Origin of the sequence: Methanococcoides seepicolus, assembly GCF_023684405.1 — an archaeon.
In the GTDB taxonomy this organism is placed as follows: Archaea; Halobacteriota; Methanosarcinia; order Methanosarcinales; family Methanosarcinaceae; genus Methanococcoides; species Methanococcoides seepicolus.
Genome location: NZ_JAGSOI010000036.1, coordinates 13,610 through 28,944, shown reverse-complemented (window position 1 = coordinate 28,944; position 15,335 = coordinate 13,610). Strand labels below are relative to the sequence as shown.

General features: G+C 44.0%; 21 protein-coding genes and 1 tRNA gene. 7 read left to right on the top strand and 15 right to left on the bottom strand.

Features of this window, described 5'->3' with window-relative positions:
- Positions 1-28: 28 nt before the first annotated feature.
- Complete coding sequence (locus KDK67_RS09185) at positions 29-1,153, bottom strand: magnesium chelatase ATPase subunit I (protein ID WP_250868492.1); 1,125 nt, start codon at positions 1,151-1,153, stop codon at positions 29-31.
- Positions 1,154-1,191: 38 nt separating this feature from the next.
- A complete protein-coding gene (locus KDK67_RS09180; protein ID WP_250868491.1) occupies positions 1,192-1,596 on the bottom strand; it encodes a hypothetical protein in 405 nt (134 codons plus the stop codon).
- A 178-nt stretch (positions 1,597-1,774) separates the two neighbouring features.
- Between KDK67_RS09180 and larE the strand changes: the two genes are divergently transcribed.
- From larE to KDK67_RS09160, 4 genes are read left to right on the top strand one after another with little or no spacing between them, the layout of a single operon-like run.
- Positions 1,775-2,596, top strand: coding sequence for an ATP-dependent sacrificial sulfur transferase LarE (gene larE / locus KDK67_RS09175; protein ID WP_250868490.1), 822 nt, complete (start codon positions 1,775-1,777; stop codon positions 2,594-2,596).
- A gap of 2 nt (positions 2,597-2,598) precedes the next feature.
- The gene (locus KDK67_RS09170; RefSeq protein WP_250868489.1) at positions 2,599-3,033 is read left to right on the top strand and encodes a GNAT family N-acetyltransferase; all 435 of its coding nucleotides are present in this window, start codon (positions 2,599-2,601) and stop codon (positions 3,031-3,033) included.
- 3 nt (positions 3,034-3,036) lie between these two features.
- Complete coding sequence (locus KDK67_RS09165; RefSeq protein ID WP_250868488.1) at positions 3,037-3,594, top strand: DUF531 domain-containing protein; 558 nt, start codon at positions 3,037-3,039, stop codon at positions 3,592-3,594.
- Positions 3,595-3,597: 3 nt separating this feature from the next.
- Positions 3,598-4,737: a DUF362 domain-containing protein gene (locus KDK67_RS09160; protein WP_250868487.1), complete on the top strand. Its 1,140-nt coding sequence runs from the start codon at positions 3,598-3,600 to the stop codon at positions 4,735-4,737.
- A gap of 17 nt (positions 4,738-4,754) precedes the next feature.
- On the opposite strand, the gene pheS is transcribed toward KDK67_RS09160, so the two are convergent.
- The 6 genes from pheS to KDK67_RS09135 form a co-directional block, all read right to left on the bottom strand.
- Complete coding sequence (gene pheS / locus KDK67_RS09155) at positions 4,755-6,236, bottom strand: phenylalanine--tRNA ligase subunit alpha (RefSeq protein WP_250868486.1); 1,482 nt, start codon at positions 6,234-6,236, stop codon at positions 4,755-4,757.
- Between the two features lie 18 nt (positions 6,237-6,254).
- Positions 6,255-7,553, bottom strand: a complete 1,299-nt coding sequence (locus KDK67_RS09150) for a tryptophan--tRNA ligase (protein ID WP_250868485.1) — start codon at positions 7,551-7,553, stop codon at positions 6,255-6,257.
- A 67-nt stretch (positions 7,554-7,620) separates the two neighbouring features.
- Positions 7,621-8,853, bottom strand: coding sequence for a radical SAM/SPASM domain-containing protein (locus tag KDK67_RS09145; RefSeq protein ID WP_420846938.1), 1,233 nt, complete (start codon positions 8,851-8,853; stop codon positions 7,621-7,623).
- Between the two features lie 111 nt (positions 8,854-8,964).
- Entirely contained in the window at positions 8,965-9,099 is a 135-nt protein-coding gene (locus KDK67_RS14310; protein ID WP_276575110.1) for a hypothetical protein, read from the bottom strand.
- Between the two features lie 49 nt (positions 9,100-9,148).
- On the bottom strand, positions 9,149-9,760 hold the full coding sequence (locus KDK67_RS09140; RefSeq protein WP_250868484.1) for a translation initiation factor IF-2 subunit beta: 612 nt from the start codon (positions 9,758-9,760) through the stop codon (positions 9,149-9,151).
- Positions 9,761-9,790: 30 nt separating this feature from the next.
- Entirely contained in the window at positions 9,791-10,309 is a 519-nt protein-coding gene (locus KDK67_RS09135; protein WP_250868483.1) for a 50S ribosomal protein L16, read from the bottom strand.
- 313 nt (positions 10,310-10,622) lie between these two features.
- On the opposite strand from KDK67_RS09135, the gene KDK67_RS09130 reads away from it, so the two are divergent.
- The 3 genes from KDK67_RS09130 (at position 10,623) to KDK67_RS09120 (ending at position 12,502) form a co-directional block, all read left to right on the top strand.
- Positions 10,623-11,156: a MogA/MoaB family molybdenum cofactor biosynthesis protein gene (locus tag KDK67_RS09130; protein WP_250868482.1), complete on the top strand. Its 534-nt coding sequence runs from the start codon at positions 10,623-10,625 to the stop codon at positions 11,154-11,156.
- Between the two features lie 294 nt (positions 11,157-11,450).
- Positions 11,451-12,152, top strand: coding sequence for an RAD55 family ATPase (locus tag KDK67_RS09125; RefSeq protein ID WP_250868481.1), 702 nt, complete (start codon positions 11,451-11,453; stop codon positions 12,150-12,152).
- Between the two features lie 89 nt (positions 12,153-12,241).
- Positions 12,242-12,502, top strand: coding sequence for a YhbY family RNA-binding protein (locus KDK67_RS09120; protein ID WP_250868480.1), 261 nt, complete (start codon positions 12,242-12,244; stop codon positions 12,500-12,502).
- A 3-nt stretch (positions 12,503-12,505) separates the two neighbouring features.
- On the opposite strand, the gene KDK67_RS09115 is transcribed toward KDK67_RS09120, so the two are convergent.
- From KDK67_RS09115 to lpdD, 7 genes are all read right to left on the bottom strand, one after another.
- The gene (locus tag KDK67_RS09115) at positions 12,506-12,814 is read right to left on the bottom strand and encodes a DUF190 domain-containing protein (protein ID WP_250868479.1); all 309 of its coding nucleotides are present in this window, start codon (positions 12,812-12,814) and stop codon (positions 12,506-12,508) included.
- Between the two features lie 21 nt (positions 12,815-12,835).
- Complete coding sequence (gene crcB, locus KDK67_RS09110) at positions 12,836-13,201, bottom strand: fluoride efflux transporter CrcB (RefSeq protein ID WP_250868478.1); 366 nt, start codon at positions 13,199-13,201, stop codon at positions 12,836-12,838.
- Positions 13,185-13,607, bottom strand: a complete 423-nt coding sequence (crcB, locus tag KDK67_RS09105; RefSeq protein WP_420846937.1) for a fluoride efflux transporter CrcB — start codon at positions 13,605-13,607, stop codon at positions 13,185-13,187. Before crcB (KDK67_RS09105) ends, crcB (KDK67_RS09110) begins: the two co-directional genes overlap by 17 nt.
- Positions 13,608-13,619: 12 nt before the next feature.
- Positions 13,620-13,904 carry a ubiquitin-like small modifier protein 1 gene (locus KDK67_RS09100; RefSeq protein WP_250868477.1) on the bottom strand — a complete coding sequence of 95 codons (285 nt, stop codon included), beginning with the start codon at positions 13,902-13,904 and terminating at the stop codon, positions 13,620-13,622.
- A gap of 283 nt (positions 13,905-14,187) precedes the next feature.
- Positions 14,188-14,264: transfer RNA gene (locus tag KDK67_RS09095), tRNA-Pro, on the bottom strand.
- 157 nt (positions 14,265-14,421) lie between these two features.
- Entirely contained in the window at positions 14,422-14,973 is a 552-nt protein-coding gene (locus KDK67_RS09090) for a UbiX family flavin prenyltransferase (protein WP_250868476.1), read from the bottom strand.
- A 2-nt stretch (positions 14,974-14,975) separates the two neighbouring features.
- Positions 14,976-15,332 carry a prenylated flavin chaperone LpdD gene (gene lpdD, locus KDK67_RS09085; RefSeq protein WP_250868475.1) on the bottom strand — a complete coding sequence of 119 codons (357 nt, stop codon included), beginning with the start codon at positions 15,330-15,332 and terminating at the stop codon, positions 14,976-14,978.
- Positions 15,333-15,335 lie beyond the last annotated feature (3 nt).

Below are 15,335 nucleotides of genomic sequence, written 5' to 3'. Positions count from 1 at the left end.
ACTTGATCCTTCATTCGATATACCTGTCTTAAACAGTTCCGTTAACTACAGCCCGAAGTTGTTCCGCACTGAACTCCTCTTCTTCGAATGGTTTCTTTCTCATTCTGTGAGGCAGTACCATCTCTGCGGCTTCTATAATATCCTCGTTGGTGATCCTCTCTCTACCTTCATAAGCCGCATTTGTGCGTGCAGTACGTTCTATCATAATATCGGCTCTGTGACCATCAACATTGAAAGCGACACATATCTTCGCAATTGTTCGCAGATTGTCCCTTGTTGCGGATATCCTGCCTATTGCCTGCTTTGCCTTGATTATCTTGGCACGCAATTTCTCTTGTTCGGATTCAAAATCCCTTCTGAACTCCTGCGGGTCATTGTTGAACTGATTCCTTCTCTCAATGATCTCTACCCTTTGCTCAATATCGGTGATTCCCTCAACTTCCACCTGAAGGGCTATCCTGTCAAGAAGCTGTGGTCGAAGCTCTCCTTCCTCCGGGTTCATGCTTCCTACGATAATGAAATTGGCAGGATGACTGACACTGATCCCTTCTCTTTCCACCGTATTCACGTTCATTGCAGCAGCATCGAGCAACGCATCCACTACAAAATCGTCCAGAAGGTTGATCTCTTCCACATAAAGGATATTTCGGTTCGCATTGGCAAGGATACCCGGTTCAAAAGCCTGGGTGCCTTCCTTTACAGCCTTCTCGATGTCAAGGCTTCCAACAACCCTGTCCTCGGTAGCTCCAACCGGAAGGTCTACAACCTTCATCGGTACTTTTTCTACCTTTATCTGACCCTTTCTCTGTTTGTCCACACATTCCCAGCAGAACGTGTCGGTGTCCAATGGGTCACAGTTATATTTGCATCCTCCGATCACTTCAATATCCGGCAAGATCTCTGCTAATCCTCTCACTGCGGTTGATTTTGCCGTCCCTTTCTGACCTCGTACCAGAACTCCTCCTATGGATGGATTGATGGCATTGAGTATCAATGCCCGAAGCATCATTTCCTGTCCCACGATAGCAGAAATTGGATACATCACCCTTTTAGTCTTGGTAGCTGTTTTTTGGATCTCATCAAAGGTCGTTCTCTTTTTTTCGACCGGTTTTGGCACTTCTCTTATTGTGCCTGCAATATTGGTAAAGCTCATGATCTCCCATCCGTTGGATTATTTGTATGTCTTCCCGATCATATATATCTCAGGATCAATGCTGAAATGAGTGCTATGAACAGCAATATCATTGCAAATATGAAAAGCAGGAATATTACGTTCATCCTGATCTTCTTACTTGGATCTTTCAACGCATTCAGTTCTATCAGTGAGTAGAACATTGTTATCAGGAATATAATTGAAGAAAACAACATCAAAGATCCCGCAACAATAACGAATTCTGCGGTCCATGTTAGTGACTTTGCATTGATGAGGTCGATAAAGAAGTCTTTTCCATGGCGTTCATACGCAGAGGTGATCCATAACATCGTGTAAGCGATCTCTGCGGCACCCATTATGGCAGAACATATTGCAGTTGCCAGAAGGGTGGCCATTGCAGATATATCCGGTAATTTCAGGTCTATCTCCCATTCATTATCCACTTTTTCACCTTTCTCTCTTATTGTAATGCACTAATTTGTCCACTAACCAATATAACCATTATCATCATAATAAGATATATATTTTATCGATGCAAATAGATAATAAAAAAAGTAATCAGTTTTGACTCTTTTTTCCTCATACAGCACTTATTTATCTTTTCGGTACTTTTGATTTAACGTGGAACCAGCAATAAAATTGACACTTCCCGATAAAATGGATCTTATAAAAAGGGCCATAGCTGAGAAAGAAAAAGTGCTTGTTGCCTTTTCAGGAGGCGTGGATAGTTCAACTCTTGCTGCTCTGGCTTTTGATGCATTGGGGGACAATGCTCTTGCAGTCACCCTTTATTCGCCTGTGATGCCACAAAGTGAACTTGAATATGCAAAAAGAACAGCAGAAGTTATTGGGATAAGACACATTGTTCTTGACCATGACATTCTCTTCGATGAGCGTATAAGAATGAACGATCCTCAGAGATGCTATTATTGTAAGAATCACTTTGTCAGGAAGCTAAAAGGCGTAGCTTCAGAGGAAGGGGTGAACGTAATTATGGAAGGGACTAATGCTTCCGAAATAACCGGTCGCCGACCCGGGCTGGAAGCCCTAAGGGAAGCTGGCTCTTCGATCTTTACTCCTTATGTAGAGTTCGATGTAAGTAAAGGGGAAGTTCGCCAGATGGCATCCTATCTCGGACTTGATGTTGCCAATAGACCTTCAAATTCCTGTCTTCTTTCAAGACTCCCTTATGATACTGAAGTGACCTCTGATCTCCTTGGAAAAATTGAAACTGCGGAAGATCTCATTCACTCCTTGGGAATATCTTCGGTAAGGGTGCGGGTGCACGACGATATTGCCCGTATCGAGGTACAGCCTGTGGATATTCCTATTATCATTCAAAATAGAATTCCGATCCTTAGCTGCCTGAAAAAAATAGGCTACCCATATGTGACGCTTGATCTGGAAGGTTTCAGAAGTGGCAGCATGGATGAGGTTCTCTGAAAATGAATGAAAATGTCCATGTGGCGATAAGGGGTGCAGAAGCATCTGATCGTAGGTCCGTTGAAGGTATTGTGGGAACATATTTCCTTGATATCGATGATGTTCCCATGGAGGATTTCATAGTTGCTGAAATGGATGGTAAGATCGTTGGAGTAGCAGCAGTTTCGGAAAAGGAATGTTGTGAAGTTCATTCCATTGCAGTCCATCCTACCTATCGTGGATTGGGGATCGGATCAAAAATGATCTCCAGGCTCATTGAAGATGTCTCTCATGAACGGCTTTATGTAAGGACTACATCTCCCATCTTTTTCAAAAAAATGGGTTTTGTGGAACTTCCTATGTCTGAAAAAGCGAGCTTATGGCAGGATTGTCGTGAATGTGACCGATACGACAACTGTAAACAATATGTTCTATGTATGGTACTGAACGAGGTTTAAATTGTGTTAACACTTGGTCTTATAAATACTTATGATAAAATAAAGGTGCTTGATGCTCATTATCGTGCGATTGCAAGAGCTGCACCGATCTGTTATGCTTACGGTCTGACCCTCTGTCTTTTTGATTTTCCTTTTAAGATGACCCCTGAGGAACTTGTGGAATATGTTATGGATAAGACAACCATTGGCGGGTCTGGTAAATATCTAAAGGCATTGCATGAGAATAACCGTCTTTTCATTTTCGATCTTCCTAAAAAAGGCTTCCAGTCCCAGTTTGGAACTGCTGTGGTAACTACCTCAATGCCTGAGGAAAAGTTCACCGTCACTCCGGAAGATATCGCTGAAGGCGTGATGCGCAACCGTTCTTATCTTCTGCTTATTGGTCTTGGCAGAAAAGGTCTTCCAAAGAAATTGTATTCCCTTACAGACCATCATCTTGACATTACCTGTGATGGTATCTCCCTTGAGACGTGTACTGCCATGGGTATAATACCGGCTTACATTATGGGTATAGTCAATACCAGAAAGAAGCTGGAGAATAAACAGAACCGGGGGTACTGAAAAATGGGATATGTGCCTCAGGTATCCATTGTAAGGTGTACTGATTATTCGGATGCAAAGGATGCGGTCAGAGAGGCCATAGGTCTTATAGGTGGGCTGGAATGTATTATTTTTCCGGGAGCGAAGGTCCTTTTAAAACCAAATATCCTTGCTGCAGTTCCTCCTGAGAAAGCTGTAACTACACACCCGGCCATTGTCGAGGCTATGTGTGAACTTGTCATTGAGGCAGGGGGTGTCCCTATTGTAGGGGATGGTGCTGGCATAAGTCATCCGGGTGTTACTGATGAAGCTCTTGATATATCCGGTATAAGGGAAGCTGCACAAAGGGGGGGTGCAGAGGTCTTGAGCTTCGAGATTTCAGGTTATGTTCCTGTGGACGTTGAGAACTCGGTACAGCTTTCACATATCTATTATGCAAAACCGGTCCTGGAGGCAGATGTTGTCATCTCTCTTCCAAAGCTCAAGACCCATGAACTGACAAAGTATACTGGTGCTGTGAAAAATATGTTTGGTGCTCTTCCGTTGAAGTTCAGGAAACAGGCACATGTGCTTGGAAAGATGGACATGTTCGCTGATGCGCTTGTTGATGTCTATTCTGTGAAGGTACCTCATCTTGCTGTGATGGATGGGGTGGTGGGAATGGAAGGCAACGGTCCTGCACTTGGTCATCCTGTTAGCTCTGATCTTGTGATGGCAAGCTTTGATCCTGCTTCTCTTGATATTGTGGCTTCAAAGGTTATTGGTCTTGATCCTCTGACGGTTCCTACGAATGTTGCTGCCCTCAATAGAGGATTCGGTCATCCTGAGCCTGATGTGGTGGGTTTGCCTCTTGATGAGGCGAGGGTCGAGTTTGCAATGCCAGGGGTGACACTTGTTGGAAGTATGCCTTCTTTCATCGTGAGCCGTTTTGGGAACCTGTTCACTATAAGACCATTCATTGATCCTTTTTCATGTACTCTTTGTGGGGCTTGTGTTCTGAACTGCTCTGCGAAAGCTATAGAACAGGAAGACGGGGAACTGCAAATAAATAAGAAAAAGTGTATCCTATGCTATTGTTGTCGCGAACTGTGTCCTTCAGGTGCAGTTGAAATGAAGCGCTCCTTTTTTGCAAAGGTATTGCTAAAAATAAGAAATATGAGTTAAGCGGGAATGCCCGCTTATCAATCCTTTAACTGACATACCTGACTTTTGCGTAACCAGTCGATGTCAGCCTGGTAGAGCTCACGCAGGTCTTTAAGTCCCAGTTTTAACATTGCCACACGGCTTACGCCAAGGCCCCATGCCAGTACTGGCTGTTTGATGCCCAGGGGTTCGGTAACTTCTTTACGGAACACTCCGGCTCCCCCAAGTTCCACCCAGCCAAGTCCATCGATGTATACTTCAGGCTCGACACTGGGTTCGGTGTATGGGAAGTATCCGGGTCTGAACCTGACATCCTCGAATCCCATCCTGTGGTAGAACTCTTCAAGACATCCGAGAAGGTTTGCAAAGGACATGTTCTCGTCCATGATAACGCCTTCGAGCTGCTCGAATTCAGGGGTATGTGTCGGATCGATGGTCTCACGGCGGTATGCCCTGTCGATACAGAACGCTTTTACAGGCGGGTTTGGATTGTCTGTAAGGTACTTGATGGTAACAGCAGTCGTGTGGGTTCTCAGAACATCGCGTTTTGCGATATCTTCGCTCCATTTACCGCCCCATCCGGTAGATTGAAGGTCTCCTCCATGCTCATGCATGTCGCATATTCCTTCTTTGTATTCTTCCGGGAGGTCTGATGTTGTGTCCAAGTGGAACGTGTCCTGCATTTCACGTGCGGGATGGTCCTGTGGCTGGAACAGTGCATCGAAATTCCAGAATGAACTTTGCACGACATCGCCTTTTATCTCTGTGAATCCCATTTCCAGGAAGATCTGGCGCATCTGGTCGATAAGACGCTGGTATGGGTGGATCTTTGCACCGTACACTGGTTTTGGCGGGGTCTGTATGTTGTAAGGTCTGAACTTCTTTCCTTTCCAGTCTCCGCTCTTCAATAATTGGGATGTTATCTGTGTGATCTCTTCTTCAATGGTGATGCCGGCTTTGACCAGCTGGCGCCCCTCATCGGTGATGGACACTGTGCGGGCCTTGTCTTCGGTCTTTGATACCAGCTTTCGCTTGACGAGGTCCTTTATGGTGTTCTGGTCAGTGCCTATCTCTTCGAGGGTCTGGCTATCTTCCTTGAAGCTTGCAATGGCTTTCTCGTCTTCGCCAATATCGGAATTTCCGGTAGGGACCACCATTCCTTTCTCGATGTTCGCCCAATTTTTCCTGCGAAGCCATCCTGTTGCGATACCCACCATCTTTGGAGATAGCTTTTCTTTAAGTTCGTCCATGGATGTCGGCTCAGAGAGGCAGTTCATTATCTGTCTTTCAGGCAGTCCTTCTTCCGCATAGGTAAGGCCTTCTGACGTGAGTGAATATATCTCGGTGACAACATCGGTCACTTCTGTCAGCCCGTTCTCTGAGAGCGAAAATGCGGATTGCATGGCAGTTTCCACTTTCATGGACGTTTTTTCTGCAAGCTCTTCTGGAGTCGTGGATGTTAGTTCATCCATTGCGATAAGCACATTCTTGTCATTGGTTGTAAGGTTATAATCGGTCATGGGGATCATTTCCTTTCTTTATAATCCATAATCGTCCAGTCTGTCTTTTGCAAGCTCACGTTTTTCCTGATGGTCTGTCAGGAATTCTTCCATGAGCTCTGATGCAAGGGCTTTACATGTGCCACACATACGCTTGCCACAGATACATTCATCGTATATCTCTGCCAGCTCTTTATCGTCTTCCACAAGGTGGAACATCAATAGTTCGTACACTGAGCATTTGTCCGCTTCACCGCCGAGCTTTTTCTGCTCTTCCAGGCTCACCCTTCCGCCGGTCTTTGCACGTTTTACTTTCTTTGCAGCCAGCTTCGGGTCTTCTTTTAGTGAAATGAGGCTTTCCGGAATACTGCTGGACATTTTACCGCCTTGCAAGCCTGACATGAACCTATGGTAGGTGGAGGAAGGTGGTACAAAAGCATAACCTCCGTTCTCGATCTCGACCTCTCTTACCGTCTCAAGGAGCTTATTATAATCATCTGCTCCGTAGACATCGATGTGTCCTTCGAAAAGCTTGGTGTCCCAGGGCAATCTTTCTGCTATCTCTGCAAGGGAACCTTCCGGTGCGGCTTTGCTACGTACGCTGAAGAACTTGTTCTTGTCCTTGTCTTCGCGTCCCTCTATCCTGAACATGTTCATTTTGTGTGCAAGTCCACGGGTGAGGCGCATATGTGGGTCCTGGTCAGCTCCCACTGGGATCACCGTAGGTTTAGGTCCGCCGTACTCGGAAAGTTGCGGCTGGAGGATATCAGCACTTTGGGTGATCGCACTAACCATGTGTGCTACATTGGTCTCTCCGCTGAATCCATAGATGGCACTGAGTTCTGAGAAGTTCGCCTTGGCACTGAGCTCGAATGCAAGGTCCTTCACATTTTCGGATTCGGACTGGAAGTAAACATGTCCGTCCGGTTCAAATCCAAGGGCAATGAGGCTTACAATGTAATCTTCTATGCCGATCTGCCGACACTTTTCCCATGAAATGCCTCTTACTGAATATGCTTCCCTGTCCGCAATACCTACAAATGCATCTCCTCCCATCTTCTGATGCCAGATTATCTCTTCCATGACCATCTTATGTCCGAGATGTCCTCCTCCTGTTGGCATGAAACCGCTCATGACCGAGAAAGGTTCTTTGTTCTTCATTGCATCTGTTATCAGATCATAACTTCGATGTCCGAATATCATTTTTCTGCGCATGTATCGGTGGGGGTCGGGGAGTTCTGAGCAGATGTCTTCAAAGGGCATTATGCCGAATTCATCGAATAGTTTGGAATAGTCATCGATGTTCACAGAACCCCATGGGTCAAGTTTCATATTCATGTGCTGCCTCTGTAAATTTGTTGCCGCTTATAATATCAGTATTCTTGAATTTGAACGTATATGTCGCTTACCTGATAAGCTTGAAATCATAAGGTTTGCTGGCTTCCTCGGGGATCTTTGATACAAGTTTCAGATATTCCTTCTCCTGCATAAGACAGGTGTGTCTTTCTCCCTTGAAATCACTGACCTTGCGTATCTTGCTCCATATCGATCTCAGCGAGTCGGTCTGTATATTACCAAAACTGAATGGGATGTACGGGCAAGGTTTTACAGAACCTTCCACGCACACGTGTAGCCAGCGTTGACCTGCCATGCAGCCAAGCATTTCGCCTTCGAAATAGGTATTCGCAAATATTCGGGGTCCGTCCTTGGAAGCATTGATCCTGTGGTACATTTCCATTATGCGATCCCTGTCCTCATCTGTGATGATGGGGTCTTCAGGTCTTTTAGGAACTGATTCCCAGAGGGAGAATTCGTGTACTCCCAATTCCGTTGCAAACTGGTACATAGATTCCAGTTTTTCCATGTTCTTAGGGGATACATGGGTGCACATGGTAACAAGAAGTCCGGCATCCAATCCATATTTTATTGCACCGGTCGCTTTTTCAAAAGCACCTTCCAGTTTTCTTACGGAATCGTGCTCTTCCGGTACAGTGGAGTATATGCTGATCAGGAGGTTGTGAAGTCCTATATCTTTAAGTTTTTGTGCAACCTCGGGCGTCATTTCCGTGCCAGGGGTGTAGATGTTGACTATTGCTTTGTCCTTATCTACATATTCGATAAGTTCGAATATATCCTCTCGAAGAAGCGGGTCCCCTTCGGTGAAAGTGATGACTACTGCACCCATATCCAGGGCTTCGTCAATGGCTTTTTTGATGGTGGCAGTATCGAGGTCTCCTTCTCCTCCGCTCATGATGCAGTGGTCACAGTTGCAGTTGCAGTTCCTTGTAATCTCAAAAGAAACTGTCTCTGGAACGTATTTCCCAAGAGCTATCTGGGTCTCTGCGAACAACAGGCGTTTGAACACATTACTGGGGATCGGGGGCAACCATGTGGAAGCAATGACCCTGTCCTTCTCTACAAGTGCCGGCTTTTCAGCTTCAAGGGTTGCGTTCATTTTTTTAAGGAAAGGGGAGCAAATGCCGCGTAAATGTCCTTTTGCTTCAAGTTTTATAAATCCGTTCTGATGTTTCAGATCGATGGTAAGTCCCGGGATGGAGAGCACTGTTATCTCTTCTTTATCCGGTGATGTATCTGTATTCTCATCCACATTTCCCATTTTAGAGTCCTCGTATATCATTATAGGTTTGTTGCATCCTCTCCGGGAGTCTGCTTATCTGGGCTGAAAATAATGCGCTCCTTTATCTTCCATGGTCATGTAAGCCTTTAGCTCCCCATTTCCGATAACGCCTTAGTATAAAAATTGAACCTCGAAAGTGGCAGGTCCACTTTCAAGTCCTCCCTTAAGGAGAATTACATCATTGTCGAAAGCTTCGTTACCAATAAGTTCATGGAACTCTGGTATTGAAGTCGAATCTCGATACATCTAGACCCTCTCAAGGGAATAGTTCAATGATGATGTGGGATGAACGCGTTTAAACAACGCGTTCTGCAAATGCGAGGTTCCCACTGATCCTCTTGATCTTGATCTTCAGGACATCACCTTTTGTGGCGCCAGGTACGAATATGGTAAATTTAGCAAGTTTAGCAATACCGTCGCCCTTTGAACCGACAGCATCTATTCTTACTTCATATTCCTCACCTTCTTCAACTGCGTCACGTGGTGTGGCAATTGTAGTTCGCCTCTTCTTGACAGGGCGATGTGCTCCACAGGCAGAACACTTTAAAATAATTATTCTGTCGGATTTGACAAGCTGGGTATCAGGACGGTTACATTCGGAGCACATTACGTACTCTTCCACATATGCCTCGATGTTCGACTTTATGTTCTCCTTGGGGAATTTTCCCTGGAAGATAGCACGACTGCCTTCGAGTTTACCTGCAGTACCCATTTCCCTTGTGAGGAATTTCATAAGATGGTCTGGGTCCCTGTTCAGAACATCTGCGATATTTGCAAAGTTCTCCAGAACGGTTGTCTTACCTTCTATGAATATCCTGGGTTCTGGAATTACGAAACGAACGTCCGTAGTTTCCACATCAGGGAGATTTTCAATAGCCCTATTCAACATCGTTTCGTAATCATCCATTTTGATACCCTCTTGTTATATTAAAATTATTTATCTTACCAGTTCCTGGCCTTGATCGATTACGATCGTGACAGGAGTTGGTAATTTCTGACCAGCCCTTCTCAGAGCATCTTTTGCAATGATGAAGTGCTCTTTGTTGACTGAGATCGTAAAGATCTTCTGTCTTGCGGATACCCTTGCAGCAGTACTGACATTCTTTCCGTATGCAGCTCTCATTCCACTTGATACACGGTCTGCGCCTGCGCCGGTTGCCTGCTTGTTTTCTCTCAGAACCTCGTGTGGGTAAACCCTGAGCTTCATATGGAAGCCGGAACGTCCTGCTGCTGTTGTCATTGCTCTGTTAGCAGTGATACGTGCAGCTTCAAGAGCTGTGTGTCTGATCTGGCATCTTTCATCTGCTAGAAGTGTTATCTTTACTGGGAATTCAGCGGTCTTGTTTCCCATATCGAAGTGAATGACCTGACTGCCTGGTACACCGCCCATATATTTCCTTCTGGTGAATGAGCGTGACTTCACATTTCTATACATACTTGCTGGTTTTCTTACCATGAGTTTAAGCCTCCTTGAATTATATTATTATGATCTAAGAACGCACTGTCAAGTTCTTATCTTTTTCAGGCAGGTTATCCTGACTTGGAGTAGTGCGTCTTGAAATTCTTTAAATTGTTAATGTGTCAATGGTGCATCCCCCTATTACTTAGGGGTTTATAAGTCTTATCAATAGAATCATAATCTATTGTTTTTGATGAATTTTTCATTATGGTGCATCAAGTATAATTAGCTTTTGAAAAGACCGGTTCTATTTATATATGGAATAAAGTTCCTGGAAATCCATATATAGCACATTATACATACTTTTATTATGAACACTGTCTCCAATCAACACAAGGAAGATGCAGCTAAAACCTTTAAATTTGCTATCATCTCCATTTCGACCTCAAGGTATGAAAAGTATGGTTCAGGAACATCTCCTGTGGGTGCTGATGATATTTCCGGCAAAATAATGCTGGACCTGGTCGAAGCAAATGGACATCATTTAGTTGATTATTGTCTTGTTTCAGATGAAATGTCTGCTATAAAAGAAGCTGTCACTGAAGCGATACTAAAAGGTGCAGATATTGTAATTACTACTGGCGGGACTGGTCTAACTCCTTCCGATGTGACCATTGAGTCCGTAGTGCCCATGTTCGACAGGCAAATGCCTGGATTTGGTGAACTTTTTAGATACAAAAGCATTGAACAGATCGGATCGGCTGTCATACTGACGCGTGCGGATGCAGGCATTATTGGCGGGTCTGCAGTCTTTTGTTTGCCAGGGTCTCCCGGTGCTGTTGAGCTGGCAATGTCTGAGATTATTCTCCCGGAAGCCGGTCATATCGTTAAACATATCAGATAAGGAATTTATAAAATATGTCTATATAGTATGGTCTATATAGTATGGTCTATATAGTATGGTCTCTAAAGAATAATATGTTATTATTATGTTGTGCCATGCTGCAATATATTTGTAGTCTCAAGCGAAAGAACATGTCAACATGATATCTCTTTATCATGTACTGCTTGTACGCATAAGCAAACATCTACTATCTCAACGCCATTCTTAAATAGTTATAATAAAATGCACCTGCTATTCGTGTGCAGAGTTTGCGCATATTGTTGACAGGGACGAATTCATCGTAGGAATATACACATGGTTGAGTATTTATTAGGTATAAAGGAACTTGATGACCTGATCGGAGGGATTAGAGAGGGTACCAACCTTATGTTGATAGGTCCTCCTATGTGTGGAAAGGATGATCTTCTCAATAAGATCGTTCATACTGGCCTGAAGAACAACGAAGCTTCTATTATCGTTTCTACTCGTGAGACTGGGGAGCGCGTCCTCGAATGGTTCTCTCTTAATGATCTTGATCTCGAGAATGCCAATATCGGTATTGTGGACTGTGTTACCAAAACACTTGGTATTCCTACGCAGGATCTGGATATGATCAAGAGGGCGGCAAGCCCGGTGGATCTTACTGGCATCGGTGTGAGGATGGGTCAGTACCTTGAGGAATTCCTCGTGCAGAGGGAGTCCATTGGCCTGAGGCTATGCATCAACTCATTATCTACTATTTTGATGTATTCCAATCTGCAGACCGTTTTCAGATTCTTACATGTTTACACAGGGCGTGTCAAAGCCGCAAAAGCATTTGGTATCTTTGTGGTCGAGGATGAGACGCACGATCCTCAGACGGTGGCTACTCTGAAACAACTGTTCGATGGTATGATCGAGATAAAGGAAACTGATTCTGGGTATGCTATAAGGGTACTGGGTATCACTCAAAAACCAACCAAATGGTATGATTTTGAGATAGATGGTACTGATGTTAACATTCTTTCCACTGAATGACAGTTCCCTTGAAAATATCTGTCTTTCAAAGCACTATTCTCATGTACTGCCGAAAGGTATAACTCAAATAAATTTTCTGTAGGTTCATTATGGATAAAGAAAAACTATACAAACTTAGGTCTGAAGCCACTCATATCAAGCCTATTGTCAATGTTGGCAAAAGCGGTGTCACTGACCAGCTTATCGTTGAATTGAAAAAACATATCAAGGAGAGGCATCTCGTAAAGGTGAAAGTTCTTAAAAGTGCCTCTTATGAAGATGGAATTGATGCGATTGCTGAAGCCCTCGTTGAGGCCACAAAGGCAACACTCATTGATGTAAGAGGGACTTCAGTGGTACTTTACCGCTGATATTCAATATATTATCTCAACTTCCTGAAGAGTAACAAGTCCTTCAGGAACCATTTTCCTTATGTTTGGGAGTATCTCCCTGATCTTCTCTTCTGAATCAACAGCTTCTATTATTAGTGGGAGCTGGGTTCCAAGCCTAAGTATGCTTGCAGTATGTATCTCGTTATGCACGCCATATCCTTCGATACCATGAAGCACGGTTGCTCCTGATATGCCAGCCTCTCTGAGCATCTCCACTATGGCCTCATGTGCAACCTTTCCCTCGAATTTGCTGTTCTCATTAAGGTATATCTTGAGAATTTTTGATACCATACTAACTCATTTTCTTTCAAATTAGATTAAACTTGCTAACTGATGTCCTAGCAACACTCCTAATATACACAGGGATAGATTCAAGATTATATTTAATATCAAATCTATTGTTCTTCCTTCTTCAAGCATTCTGGAAGTTTCGTATGCAAACGTAGAATATGTGGTGAAAGAGCCAAGCACTCCTATATTTACAAGGTGCAGGCTAATATTTTGTGATGATGCAAATGTAAGGGTCGAGAGCATAATGCTTCCAATGACGTTGACAAGCAGTGTTCCTGTGGGGAGGTTCCTGGCCTTTGGCACTATGCCGGATACTATGTACCTCAAAGGAGCACCTATGGCTCCACCAAGCCCGACCAGCAGAATCTCTTCAAGTCCTCCAGTCATCTTGGCTCCTCCTCCTTGATATGTGTATGATAATGCCTCTGCCTGCAAACACTGCAAGAATTGTCAGGATTATGTTCGCTAAGATATTCACTATTGCAGGAGTTCCTCCAAGGGAATATGTCTGCACTGCAAAAGTGGAAAAAGTGGTGAAAGAGCCCAAAAAACCTGTGCCAATGATCAAACGCGTTCTTTGGTCAATGTATCCGATATATTCATTGTCGTACATCAACATTCCTAAGAACAGACTTCCCAATACATTAACGAAAAGCGTTCCTGCTGGTGATACTATGGTCGAGGTTAAAAGGTATCTTGAGATAGCACCCAAAAAACCCCCTGAGGCAATGCCTGATAGCTCAATGAGCTGCTTGGGGGCTTTCATTACCGGGGACGGTTCTGCTCTGTTCATCGGGAAATGGCCTTAACCGCCGGATACCGGCGGGAATATGGCGACCTCATCATCCTCGTTCAAAACAGTGTTCAATCCTTCCAAGTGCTGTATATTGTTCCCGTTGACCAGGACATTGATATAGGTCCGAAGTTCCTTTTTATCACCGACGTCGTTAAAAATAAAGTCCTGCATCTGTGGATATTTGTTCAGAATGGAGTCAAGTATCTCCTGAATGTTCTCTCCCTTAAGCTCAATTTCGGAAACTCCTGCAGTCTCCCTGAGATTTGCGAACAGTTTTATTTTTACGCTGGCCATGGCAATTTGTGTGTACTGCATATTTAATAAAACTATCCAAGATGTTCTACTGAACGTCTAAGGCTCATAAAATTCAAATGGGTAAATGTTTGGTGGGTCCAATGTGGTCTTAATGGTGTATGGGGTTGATCGTATGGTGATGTGGCTAAAATGAGGTTTTAATGACGCTGTAGCTCGTACTAAGGTCGTAATGTAAAATAAGCATGTATGCTATGTTGTGGATAAATTATGAGCATGGATAATTATATCGACAAAATTGTAAACTGTATCTCAAAAAAGATTCTGGTGGGATAGCGCGGATTTGAACCGCAGTCCAAGCGTCCCAAACGCTCGAGGATGACCAGGCTACCCTACTATCCCATCGTGTGAATCACATGCAAAAAACCTCGCATGCAGCGTCTTTCATGACACGATTTCCTAAATATGACTTATAGTAGATATACTTATCTATTAAATCTGTTTTTGGCATCAAATTTTATGGAAATTGAATGGAAAACATGCTTATACTGCCAGTTTTTTATTTCCATCGACGATATATGCTATTCTCTATCTTCATCAGATCAAGTGCTCTCCCTGCCATGAAATCGATAAGTTCTTCTATTGTGGTTGGTCGATTATAGAATCCCGGGCACGCAGGCAACAAAATTGCGCCTGCATTATGTGCTCTTAGCATGTTCTCTATGTGTATTCCGCTAAGGGGGGTTTCACGTGTAATCAGTATCAGTTTACGCCTTTCCTTAAGGCAAACATCTGCAGTACGTGCTATCAGGTTATCAGATGTTCCATTTGCCACGGATGCCAGTGTTTTCATGCTGCAGGGGGCAATTATCATCCCTTCGAAAGGGTGGGATCCACTTGCTATGGGTGCTGTAAAATCCTTCTCATCGTAAACTGCGGTGGCCATACCCTCGATATCTTCCGTGGTGTAGTCGGTTTCCACTGCGAGTATCTTCTTTGCTGCTTCTGTGAGGACCAGGTGGGTATCAATATCCATTTCAGAAAGGACTTCCAGAAGACGAATGCCATACTGTGCACCGGATGCTCCACTTATGCCGATAACTATCTCCATTGTTATATCTCCATCAGTGATGTTATAAGGTCATTAATAAGCTCATCAGCCTTTGAAAGCACTTCTCTTATCTCCTTATCGGTTATGTCTGGAAAATGTATCCCTGCAGTAAGGATGGTTGTGTTATGGGTGGCAGAAGTTATCTTCCTTGCTGCATCAAGTGCAATAGCATCATCTCTGTGGGATGGCAATGTGATAACTGAAGAGGATGCATGTCCGTGTGTATTGTCATAGTACCCAACAGCAACTGCGCCCACATGTCCATCTCCTCCTGTGAGTGTCACAATGATGTCGTCCCCGAGATTCCTATGTTCCAGTACAAGTTCTCCCCGACTTGTTATCTTTGTTATTGTTGGCAAAAT